Genomic DNA, 18,294 nt, shown 5'->3' with positions numbered 1-18,294 from the left:
GCCTCTTCTTTGTCATCTATTATCTAGCGTAAAAAACTTGCAGCGTTTAGATTACTTTTATGCTCTAATACCGCGCTTACCAAGGGATGGTGTTAAACAGCTCAGCTTAGATGGAGTTATCAAGTTGACCGAATCCCTGATTGATCCCTAAATCCCTTAGGAAATGAAAGAAATGTCTAAGAATCCAAAATTTGCTATCCGCGTCACTGAAAAACGTAACGGCTGGAGCGCAGAAATCACTCGCCAAGTGACATCTCGTAAGACTGTAGTATCAAAGCGTGAAACAGGCTTTGACAGCGAAGAGAAAGCACAAGCTTGGGCTGAACAAGAACTGGCTGGATTTATCCAAAACCAAGTGGTTCGTAACGAGCGTAAAGCAGCGCAACGTCAAGAGCGTGAAGCAGAACAACTAGCGGCAAAAGTTCGTAAAGAAGAAGCCCGCAAAGCACGTGAAACCGAAGTAGACACTGACGAAGAATAAGTTTAAATCGGTGAGATGGTGACGTTACCCATCAAACAAATAGTGAAAATGCCCTGAGTTTTGTCTCAGGGCATTTTTTATTTATATCGGCTAAAAACAATCCGACGATACGGACAAGCTAAACGTGCCGTCTTCAGGGGCTGCAAATTGTTTATTGCCAGGAAGAAGGTGAGGGTTATTAGCATAAGTGCGATGTGTCGATTTGACCTTTGCAGAATGTCTTTCCGGTAAATCAAAGTGTTGTAAGCCGTCAGATAGATCGTTTGCTTCACCGTAGTCGAAATGTGTTGCGACGTCTTTGGGCTGCTTGGCGTAACGACAGTGATCCGGCTTACCATCTTCGTGCCAAGTTAAAGAGTTAGTTTTTGCATCTAGATTCAGGTTATTTGCTGTTGGCTGTGCGTAAAAATCTTCTGAAACTTGGTGCTTGCTTTGCTCTTGTAAGTAGTCTGCAATGTTCTCAGAAGCTTGCGCTAGGCTACCTACAGGGAAGAAGCAAATCAGAAGAAGCCGTGTTTTTAGATTGTTCATAATGTGTATACAAGCAAAAGGAAATGATAATACTGATAAATAAAACGGCGTGCAATTATAGCCATTGGATACGATATAACAGGGCAGTTAATGTCTGCCCTGCATCTTTTAGGTATGGTTAGTATTGATAAGTGAGGTGCAGTTTGACTTCACGACCAGGCGAAGGCACGCCATTAGATAGGTATGCTTCGTAGTAACGATCGGTTAAGTTTTTCACAACCGCGCCAACGCTCAAGCCTTCGACTTGTTGTATCTCCCAAACCACGTAAGCGTTTTGTAGCGTGTATTGCTCACTTGGCGATTTCACTTTTAAATTGTTACCGCTTGCCTTGGTTTTGGTTTGCGCATCATACCAACGGACTTCCCAGCCCGTACGTAAACCAGGAATCCATTCGTAACCTAAACCCAGATTAATGTTTAATGGCGGTACATCAGGATGATCATCATCTGAACCTGTAGAGTCAGATAGGCTACCTTTGTTTTTGCCGCGAATGTAACTTGCTGAGAAATTACTGTAGAAATCTTCAATCCGGTATTGTGAAATTAGCTCAAAGCCATAGTTTTTAAAGCCATCTAGGTTTGTATTCCAGCTTTGTAACTCAGTAGTATTTTTGTCGAGGTTTTCGCCCGTTCGTATATCAACTGTGTCGCTAACATCGTTATAGAACATAGTTAACTCTGTTGCGAGGTTATCGCGAGAGTTCACCAGCCCTTCCGTTAAGTTGATAACGCTTGCTTGATAAGCATGGATACGAGACACGTCCAGATTCAAAGCAGTAGCCGTAGCGGTAGCTCGCGCATATTGCACTGAGTAGATGTTATCAACGGTTGGTGCTTTTAAAGCGTAGGCGTAGGAGGCGTTTAAACGCGTATTATTGCTCGCATCAAAGTCGATATCCAAACGTGGGCTAAAGCCTTTATGCGTCGTTTCACCGTAGTTATGTCCGGCAGCTGGATCATTATAATCCGGCGCTGCGTTCCCTTTTCCTTCACTCTTGATGTATTCGTAACGCAGAGAAGGTGTGATTGTTAGGCGGTCTGTTGCTTGATAGTGATCAGCAATGTAAGCGGCATAAATTGACTGCGTGCCAGATGGTTCGTAGTAAGGGGTGTACCAACCGTAATTTTTTGCTTCATTACTGTCGTATGATGCGTTGAATACTAACGAGTCTCTATCGGTTTTTTGATATTGAAGCCCAGTGATTAGAGTGTGGTCTCCGAATTGTGCTTGGTTAAACACATCAACGTAGTCACGCTCGTAACTCAGCCATGACTCATGACCGTAACTGCCAACAGAAACGAACATTTTCTCGAATGCTACGTCAGGGCGAACCCAATGACGATCGTTTTCGGAACGTGCCATTTTGATATTGAAATCAATATACGGGTTAGTCGGCATGTAGTGGTAAGAGATGGTCGTGGTGTTGTCCGTGTATTTGTTATCGACGGTGTAAGCGTATTGGGCTTTTTCTAATGAGCCGTATTTCTTGATATTGTATTCGGTGATGTTAGGCATTTTTCCGCGGCGGTTAGCCCAAGGTTTACGACCTTCATCTTTGTAGCGAGTGTGGCTAATTTCAAACTCGTGATCGTTGTTTTCATAACCGACCTTTACGAGCATGTTTTCTTGCTCATAACCTGAGTAATCCAGCGTTTCACCACCTCCGACTTTAATGTCATCAGAATCTTTTACCGAGCCATTCGCTAGAAAATAAAAACCAGTATCGTTTTTACCATAGAGTGTTAGCGTGTAGGCGTTCTCATCGCCGTTGGTGTTGTATGCACTTGAGATGCGAGCACCAAAGTTTCTGTCGCCGTACAGGAGATCATCGACACTTTTGGTTTTAATGCGAATGGAGCCACCAAACTTCCCGTTGAGTGCTCGATAGTCGTGCGCGCCCTTGATAATTTCTGCTTCGCCAATTAAGAACGGATCAAAAAAGAAGGTACCGTAGCGGTATTGTTGAAAGCCAATTGGAGCGCCATCGACAAACACGGCGATATCGCTTGGATCATCAAAACCACGAATGTTAATACGTTCGCCACCAGAACGACCGCCACCATCTATTGATGCACCGGGAACGGCATCGATCATTGAGGCAAAATTAGAGTACTGTTGCTCTTCAATCTCTGACCAATTAATGGTGGTTTGCGCAGGCTCAGCAATGGTAATAGGTTTGGCATAACGAACGCCTATGACTTCAAGCTCTTCATTTGGCGCTGTCTCGGCATATGAATAAAGAGGGAAGAGCAAAGCCAGTGAAATGAGATTTACTTTGAATGGATGACTTTTTAATCGTTTCATATTGATGATTTATAGTGTTTTTTATGAAGCTGGGATTATAAGAACATTATTACGATTAATAAATGATAATGAGATTAATTATCAAATGTGTTTTTGCGACGGATTGTAAAGTTTTTTATCCATTCTTGGAAACTACGATAAGTATCGTTAGCGTACGTAAAACAAAAAGCCCAGCATCATGGACGCTGAGCTTATTGGCTTTAAACAAGATAGTGCGAGCACTGTTGCTCCTTTTGAGCTAATCAGGCGCCTACTTGGTAGGAATTACTGAGTTTCTAACGGTATCTGTCCGGTTGTCAGCGGCTCGGCATCGAATTCAGTGAGGCCTTCAATATAGCTTTCGACTGCTTGCTCTAAAGCATTATCACCTTGGTTAAAATAGGCAAGGTGGAAAATTGCATCGCCTTCGTTCACCAATGGTAATGTTTGTTGACCGATAACTAAACCACGCTTCGGGGCTTTTAGTTCTATCTCATCATGACCAAGAGGAGAGCTAATATAAGCGAGCGTTTCACCCTGTTCTACTTTGTCTCCCAGATTAACGACAGTACGCAAAATGCCGTTACCTGACGCGCGAACCCAGCTGGTGGACTTCGCTATGATAGGCTCAGGCAGCTTTTTCCTGCTCGCACGCAACATACCAATGGCTTGCATTACGCGCCGAACCCCGAGTACACCAGCGCTTATCGAAAGTGGATCAAAACGCAATGCTTCGCCAGCCTCGTAGGTGAGCACTGGAATATCGCATTTTTCTGCTTCACTGCGTAAAGAGCCATCACGCAATGCTGAATCAACAATCACTGGCGTTGCAAATGCTTGAGCAATACGCAGAGTTTCTGGGTTGCTTAAGTTTGCGCGGATCTGTGGCAAGTTCGTGCGATGAATTGCCCCTGTGTGTAGATCCAAAATGTAGTCACAACGCTTGGCAATGTTGTTAAAGAACCCGTGTGCCATACGAGATGCAAGTGCGCCTTTTTCACTGCCAGGAAAGCAACGGTTGAGATCTCGTCGGTCGGGCAAGTAACGAGATTTATGGATGAAACCAAAAACGTTAACGATAGGTACTGCAATGACAGTGCCTTTCAGTTTTTGTGGATCCAGTTGGTTAATGATCTGACGAACGATTTCTACGCCATTAAGCTCATCACCATGGATAGCAGCATTCACCATTAACACTGGTCCTTCTTGTTTCCCATGGATGATTTCCACAGGAATAGATAAAGGCGAATGTGTATATAGCTTCGCTGCTTCAAATTCGATCTCTAATCGTTGCCCTGGTTGTATTTGATGTCCTAAGAGCTCAAACACTTTGCTTTTTTTACTTCTGGCCATAAACCATCTCTGTCAAATGCGTCATCAGCAATGTAACAATTGCTGCAAAATCGCACTAATCATTCTCATTAAGGACACGACAAATTACTTTAATCGTCATGCGTGAAATTTTGGTATGTGTGAAGTTTTTGTTTTCAATATGATCTTTTCTATCAGTTTAATACATAACAAGACATAGAGAAGAGAGCGCAATAATAGCCTTAAAAAATGTGACTGTACTAAAAATAATACTGTTCATGAGGACAAAAAAACGGACTTTTAACCCTACTTTTTATCCGATAATATCCGCGCCGAATTTGAGGTTTCACACTTTCTAACTAGAGGTTTTGATGAAAAAGGCAATTGCTAAAATTGGTGCATTGACTGCGGTAGCAGTTTCACTTTCAGGTTGCGTAGGTAGTAATGCCGTGACAGGTTATGTCATGGGGTTTAACTTGAAAGCTGTTGACAACCGTTACGCTCGAGGTGGCCTAAATATGCTTTTAGCGCCTGTTTATGGTGTCGCGATCGCAGCGGATTATATCGTGTTTAACTCTCTAGAATTTTGGACGGGTAAGAACCCGTTAAATGGTAAGCCACATATCTTCGATACAAAGGTAGATACTTACATTGATGTCAATCACCAGTTAGATAAATCGTTAACGACGGCACCAATTGCACCATTAGCGTATAACCGTGTCATTGAGCAGGGGCGAATGCAGCAAATCGATGAGAACACTGTTCAAATGGATATTACTTACAGCAACGGTGAAAAGGCGACACTCATGGGTGTACGCGATGGTGAGTTTGTTACTTACTACATTGATGGTGAAGTTGCTGCACAAACCTCAATGGATGAGTTAGCCGCTTACGCGCAAAACCGTGTGTAGTTGGGTTCAACTAAACCAAAAAAAGGGTGCCGTATGGCACCCTTTGTCGTTTTTCGTGATTGAATTATGCTTTCTCTGGAATCGCTTCTAAAAGCGCGACCATCTGTTCCCAGTACAACTGAACAGTATCAATCTTCACTTTCTCATCTGGAGAGTGAGGGAATTTTATTGTTGGACCGAAAGAAACCATATCCATGTGTGGGTATGGTTCTTTAAATAGGCCACACTCAAGACCAGCATGGATGACCATGATGTTCGGCTTATGACCGTAAATGCCTTCATACATATCACGGAAAATTGCCATGATCTCGGAATCTGCATCTGGCTTCCAGCCAGGGTAAGCGCCTGAGAACTGAATTTGTGCGCCAGCTAGCTCAGTAATCGAGCGCAGCATGCTTTCCACTTGGCTACGGCCAGAGTCAATGAGAGAACGAATCAAGCAAAGCACGGTGACTTTATTTTCTTCTGTGCTGATCACACCAACGTTTAGAGAAGTTTCAACAACGCCTTCCACCTCATCACTCATACGGATTACACCGTTTGGACAAGCGTTAAGTGCCGCAATGAATCGTTGCTGATCGGCGATTGAAAATACTTGCGCGTCAGTCGTGATCACTTCATTAAAGGTTACGATACCTGTTTCGATTTTACCCAATTCAGTTTTAAGCAGCTCAGTGTAGTGGTTGAACAGCTCAGCAAGCTTGTCTTGGTTTTCGACAGGAAGCGCGACAGTAACAAACGCTTCGCGAGGGATTGCATTACGTAAGCTACCGCCACGGAATTCGACTAAACGTAAATCAAGCTCTTGAGCATGACCGGCAAGGAAACGACCAAGTAATTTGTTGGCATTACCGCGACCTGTGTGAATGTCACAACCTGAGTGACCACCTTTTAGGCCTTTCAGCGTCAGTTGGCGTGTTACAAAACCTGCAGGCGTTGATTCTCGAGAAATATCGAAAGTCATGGTGCCATCAACGCCACCTGCACAACCCATGTAGACTTCGCCTTCTTGCTCAGAGTCTGTATTTAGAAGAATCTCACCCTCTAACCAACCAGCTTCAAGGCCAAATGCGCCAGTCATGCCTGCTTCTTCATCAATCGTCAGCAGAACTTCGAGTGGACCGTGCTTAATATCTTTAGATGCCAATACAGCAAGGCAAGAAGCCATACCAATACCGTTATCTGCACCAAGCGTCGTGCCTTTCGCAGTTACCCATTCGCCATCGATGTAAGGTTGGATTGGATCTTTGGTGAAGTCGTGTTCAGTGTCTTCGTTTTTCTGCGGCACCATGTCGATGTGTGCTTGAAGTACAACAGCCTTCTTATTTTCCATTCCTGGTGTCGCGGGCTTTTTGATGAACACGTTACCGGTTGGATCACGGCGAACGTCAAAGCCTTGCTCTGTTGCCCAGTTGATAATGTACTGTGCTAATGCTTCTTCATGTTTCGATGGATGAGGGATAGAACAAATCTTATCGAAAAACTGCCAAAGTGGAGCAGGTGATAAGGTACTGATCTCAGAATGGAACTCAGACACGGAGGACTCCTTTTGATGTGCTTTGCCAAATATATACCGTAAAAATGTTGTCAAGGTAGCATTAAATGCTAGACGATTTGGCCTTCAAATTGCCGTTAGCATACCACCAGATATGGAGTACGAGTAGTCGCGATCACAAGGATTTCTCTCAGAACTGTCACAGTTTGTGAATACAATAACAAGCACTATGTGTTCTCTATCATACATTCTGAAAGTGGCTTTATTTTTTAATTCATAAAATTGTAATTTAATTACATATAAACTTTGATAAAGGTCAATTTATGTATTTTTTGTGATTCCAATCACTAAAATGCTTGTAATTAAATTTCTTGGTGGTATATTTGTAACCAGCTTCTGAGAGAAGAATGAAATGCTCAAAGGATGAGTCCGTTTTATCGCCTCCAAGGAACCGAGAAATCAACGAATGTTTAATTGATTTAAAAGGTGATAGTTATGAAAGGTTTACCAAGTACAATGTTCTGGAATAGCAAGTCTGTTTACACCGGTAACTTTGTATACCCAACAAGCTTTGGCTACTAAGTGAAGTCAACGCATGTGACTCGAACAGTTTGTTCACCCCTATAAATTGGAATTTTTTTTCAGTGATAGTGCTGACATGATTCACCGCCACCCAAATTGGGTGGCGTTTTTTTATCTCTATTTTCTCTTCCTGACTCACTTATTGCCATCAAAGCCTTCTTCTATTCCCCATTCTTCGGTTTTATCGACTTTTCCATCAAATCTGTTAGATACCATGTTTAAAATGGGCCATTTTCATCTGAAAGTTTAGTACATTGCTCAGTTTTTATTCTCTTTTAGAGAACTGTGTTATCTGGGTTACCTATTGTTTTATAAGAATATATTTCTTTACTTGCTTTGATAGATTAGAGAATGTGTTTCATATCCAAAGAAAAAAAACGCATTAGAGTGAAGATTCTATCTAGAATTTGCTATTTGATAACTTTATAATTCCCGCCAATCGATTACGCAACCGTTTACTTTTTACCTTTACAGGATTCGATCATGCTCGAGAGGCTTTTTAAACTCAGTGAAAATGGCACAAATGTGCGCACTGAGATCATTGCAGGTGTTACGACCTTCCTAACTATGGCTTACATTATTTTTGTAAACCCAGCGATCCTGTCGGATACCGGTATGGACCGTGGCGCCATTTTTGTCGCGACTTGTCTTGCTGCCGCAATCGGCTGTTTTATCATGGGATTTGTTGCCAATTACCCAATCGCACAGGCACCAGGAATGGGCCTGAACGCATTTTTTACTTACTCTGTTGTATTGGGAATGGGTTATACGTGGCAAGTTGCGTTGGCGGCTGTATTTGTTTCTGGCCTTCTGTTCATTCTTTTAAGCGTATTTAAGATCCGTGAGTGGATTATTAACTCGATCCCGCATTCTCTACGAACAGGTATTTCAGCTGGTATTGGTCTTTTCTTAGCGTTTATCGCATTAAAAAATGCAGGTATCGTCGTTGATAACCCAGCGACATTAGTTTCTATGGGAGAGATCACATCATTGCCATCTGTATTGGCCGCGATTGGCTTCTTTCTTACGATTGCACTGGTTCACCGTGGTGTGAAAGGTGCGGTGATGATCGCCATTCTTGGCGTTACAGCGCTTGGTCTTCTATTTGGTGATGTGCAGTGGGGCGGTATTATGTCAACGCCACCAAGCATTGCGCCAACTTTCATGCAACTGGATTTCTCTGGTTTGTTTGAAGTAGGCATGATTTCCGTCGTATTTGCTTTCCTATTTGTCGATTTATTTGACACCGCAGGGACGCTCGTTGGCGTTTCTCAAAAAGCTGGTCTAACTGATGAGAATGGTAACATCCCTCGTTTAAACAAAGCGTTACTTGCAGACTCAACAGCAACGTCAGTAGGTGCATTACTTGGTACCTCCAACACGACATCTTATATTGAAAGCGTTTCTGGTGTAGCTGCGGGTGGGCGTACTGGTCTAACAGCCGTGGTTGTTGGTGTACTCTTCCTACTTGCTCTATTGTTCTCACCACTTGCGGGCATGATCCCTGCTTATGCAACGTCAGGTGCGCTATTCTATGTGGCGATCTTGATGCTGTCTGGGCTAGTAAGCATTGATTGGCGTGACCTAACTGAAGCGTCCCCAGTTGTTGTGACTTGTTTAGTTATGCCGCTAACATTCTCGATTGCAGAAGGTATCACGTTAGGCTTTATCGCATACGCGGCGATCAAGTTATTCAGCGGTAAGGGCCGTGAAGTGTCGATGAGTGTATGGGTGATGTCAGCCATCTTCATCGTTAAATACCTCGTCGGTTAATTTCTCGAGCAAAAAGCCAGTGTGGATTTATTCACGCTGGCTTTTTCTTTTTTTACGTTGTTCACAGAAGACGGTTTTTCTGCGGAATAGGCAGAGAATTTTGATATCACCGTTGGTATTAGCGGTGTGTTTCGGTAGAATAATCGTTTGCGCAGCTTGAAATCCTCGTCTCCAAACATTTTGGAGAAGTTAGTGAGCATTCCGCTTTTGAGTGACTTCGCTAGATTTTGAGGATGCATATTTTCAAATTATTAGGTTATTACAATGAGTAAAAAATTCATTATCACTTGGGATGCAATGCAGACTTACTGCCGTGAACTGGCTGAAAAACAAATGCCAGCTGAGCAATGGAAAGGAATTTGGGCGGTAAGCCGCGGCGGTTTGGTTCCTGGCGCTATTTTGGCTCGTGAACTGGGTATTCGTTACGTTGATACAATCTGTATTTCAAGCTACGACCATGATCATCAGCGCGACATGACGGTACTAAAAGCACCTGAAGGTGATGGCGAAGGTTACCTAATCGTTGAAGACCTAGTAGACAGTGGTGATACAGCGCGCAAACTACGTGAGATGTATCCAAAAGCGAAAATGATCGCTGTGTGTGCGAAACCATCAGGCAAAGAGCTGCTGGATGATTACGTTGTAGATATTGCTCAAGACACTTGGATCGAGCAGCCTTGGGATATGTCAATCCAGTATGCTGAGCCAGTAAACCGCAAGCAAAAATAAGCGCGGTTAAAGAATATTGAGAAATGCCCCTTTATAGGGGCATTTTTTTTATTATGATATTAAATCATGCTAATAGCCTAGGGTTCTTCCTATGTCTGAAGACGTCAGTAAAAATCTTTCCGAAACTTTGTTCGTGAAACATAAGCAAGCAAAAGAAACCTCCGCACTTACCCAGTACATGCCGACCAGTAAAAAAATACTTGATGAACGAGAAGCGCAGGGTGATCGTGCTTGGTATCGTCATTTGCGTCGCTTGCAATGGGCTTGGCAAGGATTGTCTCCGATCGAAATGGAAGGCGTACTGTCCAAAATTGCTTCATCTTCTCACTCGCGAACCAATGATGATTGGTTAGACACTGTAATGGGTTATCACAGTGGTAACTGGACATTTGAGTGGATCAAGCTTGGTATGGATCATCAGAAGCGAGCAAATGAAATGCAAGGAGAAGAGGCAGCGGATGAACTCTTCACTGCTTCTTTGTGTTTTAGTATTGCAGGCTACCCACATTTAAAAAATGACAACTTGGCATCGCAAGCTCAAGTTCTGGCAAACAAAGCGTATTCTGACGGCGCAGAAAAAACTAAGTACACCATCAAGCAAATTGAAGTGCCTTACCAAAATCGCAAAATCATCGCGAACCTCCATTTACCAAGAACGGATAAACAGTTGCCTGTGGTCATGGTGAGCGCTGGTTTGGATACTCTACAAACCGACATGTGGCGTTTGTTCCGTAATCGTCTTGCACCGCGAGATATTGCGATGTTAACCGTAGACATGCCTTCAGTAGGGCATAGCTCTCATTGGCCCTTGACCGAGAATTCAAGTTGCCTACATCAAGCAGTATTGAATGAGCTTTACTCGCTACCTTGGGTTGATCATCACAAAGTGGGGTTAGTTGGGTTTCGTTTTGGTGGTAATGCCATGATCAGACTCTCTTTTGTCGAGCAGGAAAAGATCAAAGCTTGTGTCGCTTTAGGCGCACCCGTACATGATATTTTTACTTCCCCTCAGAAGTTACAAAAAATGCCGAAGATGTATTTAGATCTTTTGGCTTCCCGTTTGGGGAAAAATGCGGTTGATATTAATAGCATGGCTGGTCAGATGATGGCGTGGTCATTGAAGGTTCAGGGCTTCCTGAGCAGTCGAAAAACCAAAGTGCCTATTTTGGCTTTGAGTCTTGAGGGCGATCCAGTGTCGCCACACAGTGATAATCAACTTGTTGCTCTATTTAGCCAGTATGGTAGAGCGAAAAAAATCAGTTCCAAAACAATTACAAAAGGATATGAGCAATCCCTCGATTTAGCCATAAAGTGGCTAGAAGATGAATTATTAGGGTGACAATTCTCCTAAATTAGTTAAGAGTGATATATCTGAGCAAAAAATAAGCTCATGATAATTAAAAATAATAATCATTCTTGGGTGTTTACTTTTAACTATGAAAACGGAGATTCATATGTCAGAGACGACTCAGGGCCCGACTCACTTTCGCTTGATGTCTAAGTTGAAGGCGATAGGGCCTTACCTGCGCGAACCACAATCGCAAGAAGGGCGCTATTATTTTGATTGTTTATCTGTATGTGTAGACGACAAAAAATCGCCTGAGAAGCGTGAATTTTGGGGCTGGTGGATGGATTTGGAATCCATCGAGGGAGGCTTTACTGCTAAATATCATATTGGCAAGTACAACAAAGAAGGGCAATGGGTATCTGAAGCCCTTCCCAAAAAAGTGGTAGAGGAAGTGTATCTAACGCAGAGCACATTCCATCAAAAGCTGGTTGATACTTTAGAAGAACACTTCAAATTAGAAGTCGAATATCACACGGAGTCTTTCGATTTCGCTTAATTTGGTTGTTTTCATTTAATACCAAACAAAAAGGTGCGAAAACGCACCTTTTCTCTTGTTAATTCCCTATTTGATTGTTAAAACATCCTCTCTTTATTTGTTTTTCACTTCAGAAGACATCATGACAACGAATCAACAAAATGCAGTTGTTTCACAACCACAAACTGTCGTTGTGAAACTGGGTACAAGTGTGCTGACAGGCGGCACTCTGGCACTCGACCGTGCACACATGGTTGAGTTAGCACGCCAGTGTGCTGAGCTTAAAAAACAAGGCCATTCAATCGTAATGGTTTCGTCTGGTGCTATTGCAGCAGGCCGTGAGCATCTTGGTTACCCCGCATTGCCCAACGAGATGGCGAGTAAGCAGTTACTTGCCGCGGTGGGGCAGAGCCGCTTGATTCAAACATGGGAGTCTTTGTTTGGTATTTATGGTATCAAGATCGGCCAAATGTTACTAACCCGTGCCGATTTAGAAGATCGTGAGCGATTCCTTAACGCGCGTGACACTATTAATGCGCTCGTTGCGAACGATATTGTTCCTATCGTAAACGAAAATGATGCCGTTGCGACTAGCGAGATTAAAGTTGGCGATAACGACAACCTTTCCGCTTTGGTAGGCATTTTATGTGGTGCAGATAAGCTCTTGCTTTTAACGGACCAAAAAGGTCTGTTTACTGCTGACCCTCGTAAAGATCCGAACGCAGAGCTTATCAAGGAAGTAAAAACCATCGACGACACGCTGCGTAAAATCGCAGGTGGAAGCGGTACAACATTGGGTACTGGTGGTATGGCAACGAAGCTGCAAGCCGCAGACATCGCTCGCCGCGCAGGTATCGAGGTTATTATTGCTGCTGGTAGTGCGCCGAATGTTATCTTTGACTCTTTAAGTGCTGAACCTCAGGGCACGCGCTTCCTACCTTGCGCTGAAGCCTTAGAGAACCGTAAACGCTGGATTCTAGCGGGACCTGCGGCATCGGGCGACATCGTTATTGATGATGGTGCAGTCAATGCTGTGGTCGGCAAGGGGAGTAGCCTACTTGCTAAAGGGGTCATCAAAGTTAGTGGTGACTTCGCACGAGGCGAAGTGGCGCGTGTAACAAACGCTCACGGTAAGTTGGTGGCTCGTGGCATCAGCGCCTACTCAAGTGATGACCTAATTAAAATTACGGGCAAACACAGTAAAGATATCATCTCTATTTTGGGGCATGATTATGGCTCTGAGGTGATTCACCGCGATGATCTGGTCGTCATTCAGGAATAGAATTAGAGGGAAGCAAAGTGGATTTAACGAATATGGGTAAAGCTGCTAAAGATGCAGCTTTCGAATTAGCGACAGCGTCAACTGCGCAAAAGAACCAAGCATTAGCCATCATCGCTGATGAGCTAGAAGCAAACTCCGCTGCTATTTTGGCGGCAAACGCTAAAGACATCGAACTTGGCCGTGAAGCGGGTTTAACCGATGCGCTGCTCGATCGCCTTTTGCTTAATGAAGAACGATTGACTGCAATTGCGAATGATGTTCGCAACGTCATTAGCTTGAACGATCCTGTAGGCAGCGAAATAGACAGTAAGGTACTGGAAAATGGGATGTCACTGTCTCGTCGTCGTGTGCCGCTTGGTGTCGTAGGCGTAATTTATGAAGCGCGTCCAAACGTAACCATTGATATTGCAGCGTTGTGCTTGAAAACCGGCAACGCAAGCATTTTACGTGGTGGCAAAGAGACATTTTTCTCGAATATGGAATTAGTGAAGGTTATTCAGTCTGCGCTCGCAAAGGCGAACCTTCCAGCCGCTTCTGTGCAATACATTGAAAAACCAGAGCGTGAGCTTGTTTCTCAATTGCTTAAGTTGGACGATTACGTCGACATGATCATTCCACGCGGTGGTGCTGGCCTACACAAAATGTGTAAAGAAAACAGCACGATTCCGGTGATTATTGGTGGCTTTGGTATCAGCCATATCTTTGTCGACGAATCCGCTGATCTAGAGAAATCCCTGAATGTGGTTGAGAACTCTAAAGTTCAACGTCCATCTGCGTGTAACTCATTAGATACGCTGCTCGTGCATGAAAAAATTGCAGCGCAATTCCTACCAATGATCGTAGAGCGCATGAACGATAAAGTGACCTTCGTGACAGAGCCTAAGGCAAAAGCACTGATGGCTCAAGCAACACAAATTCGCGATGCTGTTGAAGGTGACTTTGATACGGAATGGTTGAGCTACACTCTTGGTGTAAAAGTTGTGTCTGATGTGAAAGATGCCATTGATCATATGCGTGTCCATAACGCGAGCCACTCAGATGCGATCATGACCAATAGTTTGGAAAACTCAGAACTGTTCATCAATTCTGTCGGTTCGGCGGCGGTTTATGTGAATGCTTCAACGCGCTTTACAGACGGTGCGCAATTTGGCCTTGGCGCAGAAGTCGCAGTATCTACGCAAAAGCTACATGCACGCGGTCCGATGGGCTTAGAAGAGCTAACTAGCTACAAGTGGGTTGGTAAAGCGAACTACTTAGCACGCAGTTAACACATTCGACGAGATCTTGAGTGAAAAAGGGGCCTTTGCGCCCCTTTTTGTTTTGTCTAACATACCAATTCCGCTACACTACATGAGCTTTTATTTCGGTTTGAAAGCGTTATACCCAAATAGCTTTAATAGAGTCCGTATAACCATGAACGCGTGGTTATCCGTGATTGCTCATGAGGTTATTTTGGTATAGATATGGAGGTGATATGCATTGTCCTTTTTGTTCCGAGAACGATACCAAAGTTATTGATTCCCGCTTAGTGGCTGATGGCCATCAAGTTCGACGTCGCCGTCAGTGCTTGGCGTGTAGCGAGCGTTTCACTACGTTTGAAAGCGCAGAGTTAGTGATGCCTAAAGTGATCAAATCGAATGGCAACCGTGAACCATTTGATGAAGATAAAATGGTTGGCGGTATTCAACGCGCTTTAGAGAAACGCCCAGTGAGTGCCGATTCTATAGAGTTAGCGATCAGTATGATCAAATCACAACTGCGTGCGACGGGTGAGCGAGAGGTTCCGAGTGAAATGATTGGTAATTTAGTCATGGACCAGCTCAAAGAGCTCGATAAGGTGGCTTACATTCGTTTCGCTTCCGTTTACCGCAGCTTTGAAGATATTCGCGAGTTTGGCGAAGAGATTGCCCGCCTAGAAGACTGAGTAGCTCATGACTCAACACTCTCCTGAAAGAGCGTTTTCTGATTTAGATTTCGCCATGATGTCACGAGCTATTAAGTTAGCGAAACGTGGCATTTATACCACCGCCCCTAATCCAAATGTAGGGTGTGTCATCGTTCGTGATGAAGAAATTGTCGGTGAAGGCTATCACCATCGTGCTGGTGAGCCGCATGCCGAAGTGCACGCGATGCGCATGGCGGGTGAAAAAGCAGTTGGTGCAACCGCTTATGTGACGCTAGAACCTTGCTCTCATTACGGCCGTACACCGCCATGTGCCGAAGGGCTGATTAAAGCCAAAGTGGCACGTGTGGTTTGCGCCATGGTAGACCCAAACCCGAAAGTTGCAGGTCGCGGCATCCAGATGTTACGTGATGCCGGAATTGAAGTACAAATCGGCTTGTTAGAGCAAGATGCCCTTGCCCTTAACCCTGGTTTTATAAAGTACATGCGCACAGGCATGCCGTTTGTTCAATTAAAAATGGCAGCCAGTTTGGATGGGCAAAGCGCACTCAATAATGGTCAGAGCCAATGGATCACCTCCCCTGCGGCCCGCCAAGATGTGCAGCGTTATCGAGCGATGAGTGGTGGTATTCTCTCTACCAGCAAAACGGTGATTGATGATAATGCGTCACTCAATGTGCGTTGGGATGACTTACCTACCAGTGTTCAAGCGCAGTATTTACGAGAAGAACTTCGTCAACCAGTACGTGTAATCTTAGACCGTCAGAACCATTTAACGGGTGCGCTCAAGCTGTTCCACACCGATGGAGAGCGAGTTATTATTCGCTCTGATGGAGACTGTATCCCTCTATTGGACAGCGCTGACCAAATTGACTTATCAACGACATTAAAACGTATCTCGGATGAGCACCACATCAATCACTTATGGGTTGAAGCTGGAGCTACGCTAGCGAGTGCGATGATAAAGGCTAATCTTGTAGATGAGCTCATTGTTTACCTTGCGCCAAAACTCATGGGCAGCGATGGTCGGGGGCTTATCGGTGCTTTAGGGTTAAGCGCTATGGCTGACGTCATAGATTTAAACATTACAGACGTTCGTATGGTTGGGGTAGACATTCGCATCACCGCCACCATAAAACGTAATGAAATTAGATAAGAAATAGTATGTTTACAGGAATAGTAGAAGCAGTTGGCAAGTTAGCTGCGATTACGCCGAAGGGCGAAGACATCACCGTCACGGTTGAAACGGGTACGCTTGATATGTCAGACGTTAAGTTAGGCGATAGCATTGCGACCAATGGTGTTTGCTTAACGGTAGTTGACTTCGGAAGCCACTATTACAGTGCTGATCTGTCATTAGAAACCTTGAAGAAAACTGGGTTTGCTGATTACCAAGTAGGCGATAAGGTGAATCTAGAAAAAGCCATGTTGCCAACAACGCGATTGGGTGGACATATCGTTTCTGGCCATGTCGATGGGGTTGGTGAAATTGTCGAACGCAATTCAGTTGGCCGTGCGATAGAGTTTTGGGTTGCAATGCCTGCGGAAATTAGCAAGTACGTTGCAGAGAAAGGCTCGATTACTGTTGATGGTATTAGCCTAACCGTCAACGACTTACGTAAAAATGCTTTTAAGCTGACGATCGTTCCTCATACGAGTGAAGAAACTACGATTGACCAGTTTCAAGTGGGGCGCAAAGTCAACTTAGAAGTTGATGTACTTGCGCGTTATATGGAGCGTTTACTGCAAGGACAACAAGAAGATAAGGCCGAGTCTCGTATCACGATGGACTTTTTACAGCAAAACGGTTTTGCATAAGTCTTGGGAGTGGCTGCGTGAGGCATGCGATAAAGAGCAGACTCACAGAACACCGCGAGATTCATTGACTTGCTTAATGCAAAGCTCAAACTATTGACCTAACTAGCATTCACTGCAACGTAATTTTTCATTGCTGTCGCAATAACAAATTTAGAATAACGGGATAACAGACTATGCCAATCAGTACGCCACAAGAAATTATTGATGATATTCGCGCAGGCAAAATGGTCATCCTAATGGATGATGAAGACCGCGAGAATGAAGGTGACTTGATCATGGCTGCCGAGCATATTACGCCGGAAGCCATCAACTTTATGGCAACCTATGGCCGTGGCCTGATTTGTTTAACCATGACCAAAGATCGTTGCGAAAGTCTAGGTCTGCCACCAATGGTGCAAGACAATAATGCGCAATACACCACCAACTTTACTGTTTCGATTGAGGCAGCAGAAGGGGTAACGACTGGTATTTCAGCCGCAGATCGCGCACGTACCGTTCAAGCAGCAGTCGCGCCAAACGCTAAAGCTGCGGATTTGGTGCAGCCTGGTCACATCTTCCCTCTCGCAGCTCAAGACGGCGGTGTACTGACTCGCGCAGGTCACACTGAAGCTGGCTGTGATTTGGCTCGTCTTGCTGGTTTAGAGCCAGCATCGGTGATTGTTGAGATCTTAAATGACGACGGCACGATGGCTCGTCGCCCAGATCTAGAGATCTTTGCAGAGAAGCACGGTATTAAATTGGGCACTATTGCCGACCTAATTGAGTACCGCAATAACACTGAGACAACGATTGAACGTGTGGCAGAGTGCAAGTTACCGACAGAGTTTGGTGAGTTCACGTTAGTCACTTACAAAGACACCATTGATAACCAAGTGCACTACGCAATGTGCAAGGGCGATTTGAAAGAAAAAGCGCCACTGGTTCGCGTACATCTTCAAGACGTTTTTACCGACTTACTACGTAGCGATCGTAATGCAGAGCGCAGCTGGACACTAGATAAGGCAATGAAACGCATTGGTGAAGAGGGCGGTGTGTTGGTTGTTCTTGGCCATGAAGAATCGACTGATCTACTTATTCATCGCGTGAAGATGTTCGAAGCGCAAGACAAAGGTGAAGCACCAACGCTTGCTAAAAAACAAGGCACGTCTCGCCGTGTTGGCGTTGGTTCACAGATTCTTGCGGATCTCGGTGTACATGATATGCGTCTTCTGTCATCGACCAACAAAAAGTACCACGCGTTAGGTGGTTTTGGTCTGAACGTTGTTGAGTACGTCTGCGAGTAACAACCGAACAATAAGTTCCTAGTCTTTGACGTGCTTAACTCGTCAATGGCTAGGAACCGGTGATTTGCCTCCAATTTCCATTAGATAT

The 18,294-nt window shown here is 44.4% G+C and carries 16 protein-coding genes; 12 read left to right on the top strand and 4 right to left on the bottom strand.

Annotated elements, in window-relative coordinates; all coding sequences use genetic code 11:
* The first annotated feature begins 172 nt into the window (after nucleotides 1-172).
* Nucleotides 173-481, top strand: coding sequence for a DUF3622 domain-containing protein (locus R7P67_RS12915; RefSeq protein WP_025998700.1), 309 nt, complete (start codon nucleotides 173-175; stop codon nucleotides 479-481).
* 90 nt (nucleotides 482-571) lie between these two features.
* Here R7P67_RS12915 and R7P67_RS12910 read toward each other — a convergent pair whose 3' ends face one another.
* From R7P67_RS12910 to R7P67_RS12900, 3 genes are all read right to left on the bottom strand, one after another.
* Complete coding sequence (locus R7P67_RS12910; RefSeq protein ID WP_005381599.1) at nucleotides 572-1,012, bottom strand: hypothetical protein; 441 nt, start codon at nucleotides 1,010-1,012, stop codon at nucleotides 572-574.
* Nucleotides 1,013-1,130: 118 nt separating this feature from the next.
* Nucleotides 1,131-3,317 (bottom strand): TonB-dependent receptor domain-containing protein, encoded by a 2,187-nt coding sequence (locus R7P67_RS12905; protein ID WP_213874905.1) that lies wholly within the window; start codon nucleotides 3,315-3,317, stop codon nucleotides 1,131-1,133.
* 264 nt (nucleotides 3,318-3,581) lie between these two features.
* Nucleotides 3,582-4,649 (bottom strand): succinylglutamate desuccinylase/aspartoacylase family protein, encoded by a 1,068-nt coding sequence (locus tag R7P67_RS12900; protein ID WP_017820600.1) that lies wholly within the window; start codon nucleotides 4,647-4,649, stop codon nucleotides 3,582-3,584.
* 329 nt (nucleotides 4,650-4,978) lie between these two features.
* On the opposite strand from R7P67_RS12900, the gene R7P67_RS12895 reads away from it, so the two are divergent.
* Nucleotides 4,979-5,518: a DUF3332 domain-containing protein gene (locus R7P67_RS12895; RefSeq protein ID WP_054576938.1), complete on the top strand. Its 540-nt coding sequence runs from the start codon at nucleotides 4,979-4,981 to the stop codon at nucleotides 5,516-5,518.
* Nucleotides 5,519-5,582: 64 nt separating this feature from the next.
* Here R7P67_RS12895 and R7P67_RS12890 read toward each other — a convergent pair whose 3' ends face one another.
* On the bottom strand, nucleotides 5,583-7,055 hold the full coding sequence (locus R7P67_RS12890) for an aminoacyl-histidine dipeptidase (RefSeq protein ID WP_053350265.1): 1,473 nt from the start codon (nucleotides 7,053-7,055) through the stop codon (nucleotides 5,583-5,585).
* A gap of 1,023 nt (nucleotides 7,056-8,078) precedes the next feature.
* Between R7P67_RS12890 and R7P67_RS12885 the strand changes: the two genes are divergently transcribed.
* The 10 genes from R7P67_RS12885 (at nucleotide 8,079) to ribBA (ending at nucleotide 18,206) form a co-directional block, all read left to right on the top strand.
* Nucleotides 8,079-9,368 (top strand): NCS2 family permease, encoded by a 1,290-nt coding sequence (locus tag R7P67_RS12885; RefSeq protein WP_005381592.1) that lies wholly within the window; start codon nucleotides 8,079-8,081, stop codon nucleotides 9,366-9,368.
* 264 nt (nucleotides 9,369-9,632) lie between these two features.
* Nucleotides 9,633-10,097, top strand: a complete 465-nt coding sequence (gene tet(34) / locus R7P67_RS12880) for an oxytetracycline resistance phosphoribosyltransferase domain-containing protein Tet(34) (RefSeq protein WP_005381590.1) — start codon at nucleotides 9,633-9,635, stop codon at nucleotides 10,095-10,097.
* 91 nt (nucleotides 10,098-10,188) lie between these two features.
* Nucleotides 10,189-11,436 carry an esterase FrsA gene (frsA, locus tag R7P67_RS12875; RefSeq protein ID WP_005381586.1) on the top strand — a complete coding sequence of 416 codons (1,248 nt, stop codon included), beginning with the start codon at nucleotides 10,189-10,191 and terminating at the stop codon, nucleotides 11,434-11,436.
* A gap of 115 nt (nucleotides 11,437-11,551) precedes the next feature.
* On the top strand, nucleotides 11,552-11,941 hold the full coding sequence (gene crl / locus R7P67_RS12870) for a sigma factor-binding protein Crl (protein ID WP_005381584.1): 390 nt from the start codon (nucleotides 11,552-11,554) through the stop codon (nucleotides 11,939-11,941).
* Nucleotides 11,942-12,062: 121 nt separating this feature from the next.
* On the top strand, nucleotides 12,063-13,202 hold the full coding sequence (gene proB, locus R7P67_RS12865; protein ID WP_206958396.1) for a glutamate 5-kinase: 1,140 nt from the start codon (nucleotides 12,063-12,065) through the stop codon (nucleotides 13,200-13,202).
* A gap of 17 nt (nucleotides 13,203-13,219) precedes the next feature.
* Nucleotides 13,220-14,470 (top strand): glutamate-5-semialdehyde dehydrogenase, encoded by a 1,251-nt coding sequence (locus tag R7P67_RS12860; RefSeq protein WP_262653821.1) that lies wholly within the window; start codon nucleotides 13,220-13,222, stop codon nucleotides 14,468-14,470.
* Between the two features lie 206 nt (nucleotides 14,471-14,676).
* Nucleotides 14,677-15,126 (top strand): transcriptional regulator NrdR, encoded by a 450-nt coding sequence (nrdR, locus tag R7P67_RS12855; RefSeq protein WP_005381578.1) that lies wholly within the window; start codon nucleotides 14,677-14,679, stop codon nucleotides 15,124-15,126.
* Between the two features lie 7 nt (nucleotides 15,127-15,133).
* Entirely contained in the window at nucleotides 15,134-16,261 is a 1,128-nt protein-coding gene (gene ribD / locus R7P67_RS12850) for a bifunctional diaminohydroxyphosphoribosylaminopyrimidine deaminase/5-amino-6-(5-phosphoribosylamino)uracil reductase RibD (protein WP_005383627.1), read from the top strand.
* Nucleotides 16,262-16,269: 8 nt separating this feature from the next.
* Nucleotides 16,270-16,923, top strand: a complete 654-nt coding sequence (locus R7P67_RS12845) for a riboflavin synthase (protein ID WP_005383626.1) — start codon at nucleotides 16,270-16,272, stop codon at nucleotides 16,921-16,923.
* Between the two features lie 173 nt (nucleotides 16,924-17,096).
* Nucleotides 17,097-18,206, top strand: coding sequence for a bifunctional 3,4-dihydroxy-2-butanone-4-phosphate synthase/GTP cyclohydrolase II (gene ribBA, locus R7P67_RS12840; protein ID WP_005381573.1), 1,110 nt, complete (start codon nucleotides 17,097-17,099; stop codon nucleotides 18,204-18,206).
* The last annotated feature ends 88 nt before the right edge of the window (nucleotides 18,207-18,294 follow it).

This window comes from Vibrio sp. Vb0937 (assembly GCF_033338855.1).
The sequence above is the reverse complement of the archived record's forward strand: the minus strand, read 5'-3'. Positions and strand labels throughout refer to the sequence as shown.

Excerpts from the sequence above, each read along its gene's own strand:
- R7P67_RS12905 (WP_213874905.1), bottom strand. The coding sequence starts at position 3,317 with ATGAAACGATTAAAAAGTCATCCATTCAAAGTAAATCTCATTTCACTG.
- R7P67_RS12910 (WP_005381599.1), bottom strand. The coding sequence starts at position 1,012 with ATGAACAATCTAAAAACACGGCTTCTTCTGATTTGCTTCTTCCCTGTA.
- frsA (WP_005381586.1), top strand. The coding sequence starts at position 10,189 with ATGTCTGAAGACGTCAGTAAAAATCTTTCCGAAACTTTGTTCGTGAAA.
- crl (WP_005381584.1), top strand. The coding sequence starts at position 11,552 with ATGTCAGAGACGACTCAGGGCCCGACTCACTTTCGCTTGATGTCTAAG.
- nrdR (WP_005381578.1), top strand. The coding sequence starts at position 14,677 with ATGCATTGTCCTTTTTGTTCCGAGAACGATACCAAAGTTATTGATTCC.
- proB (WP_206958396.1), top strand. The coding sequence starts at position 12,063 with ATGACAACGAATCAACAAAATGCAGTTGTTTCACAACCACAAACTGTC.
- R7P67_RS12915 (WP_025998700.1), top strand. The coding sequence starts at position 173 with ATGTCTAAGAATCCAAAATTTGCTATCCGCGTCACTGAAAAACGTAAC.
- ribBA (WP_005381573.1), top strand. The coding sequence starts at position 17,097 with ATGCCAATCAGTACGCCACAAGAAATTATTGATGATATTCGCGCAGGC.
- ribD (WP_005383627.1), top strand. The coding sequence starts at position 15,134 with ATGACTCAACACTCTCCTGAAAGAGCGTTTTCTGATTTAGATTTCGCC.
- R7P67_RS12900 (WP_017820600.1), bottom strand. The coding sequence starts at position 4,649 with ATGGCCAGAAGTAAAAAAAGCAAAGTGTTTGAGCTCTTAGGACATCAA.
- R7P67_RS12895 (WP_054576938.1), top strand. The coding sequence starts at position 4,979 with ATGAAAAAGGCAATTGCTAAAATTGGTGCATTGACTGCGGTAGCAGTT.
- R7P67_RS12845 (WP_005383626.1), top strand. The coding sequence starts at position 16,270 with ATGTTTACAGGAATAGTAGAAGCAGTTGGCAAGTTAGCTGCGATTACG.
- R7P67_RS12885 (WP_005381592.1), top strand. The coding sequence starts at position 8,079 with ATGCTCGAGAGGCTTTTTAAACTCAGTGAAAATGGCACAAATGTGCGC.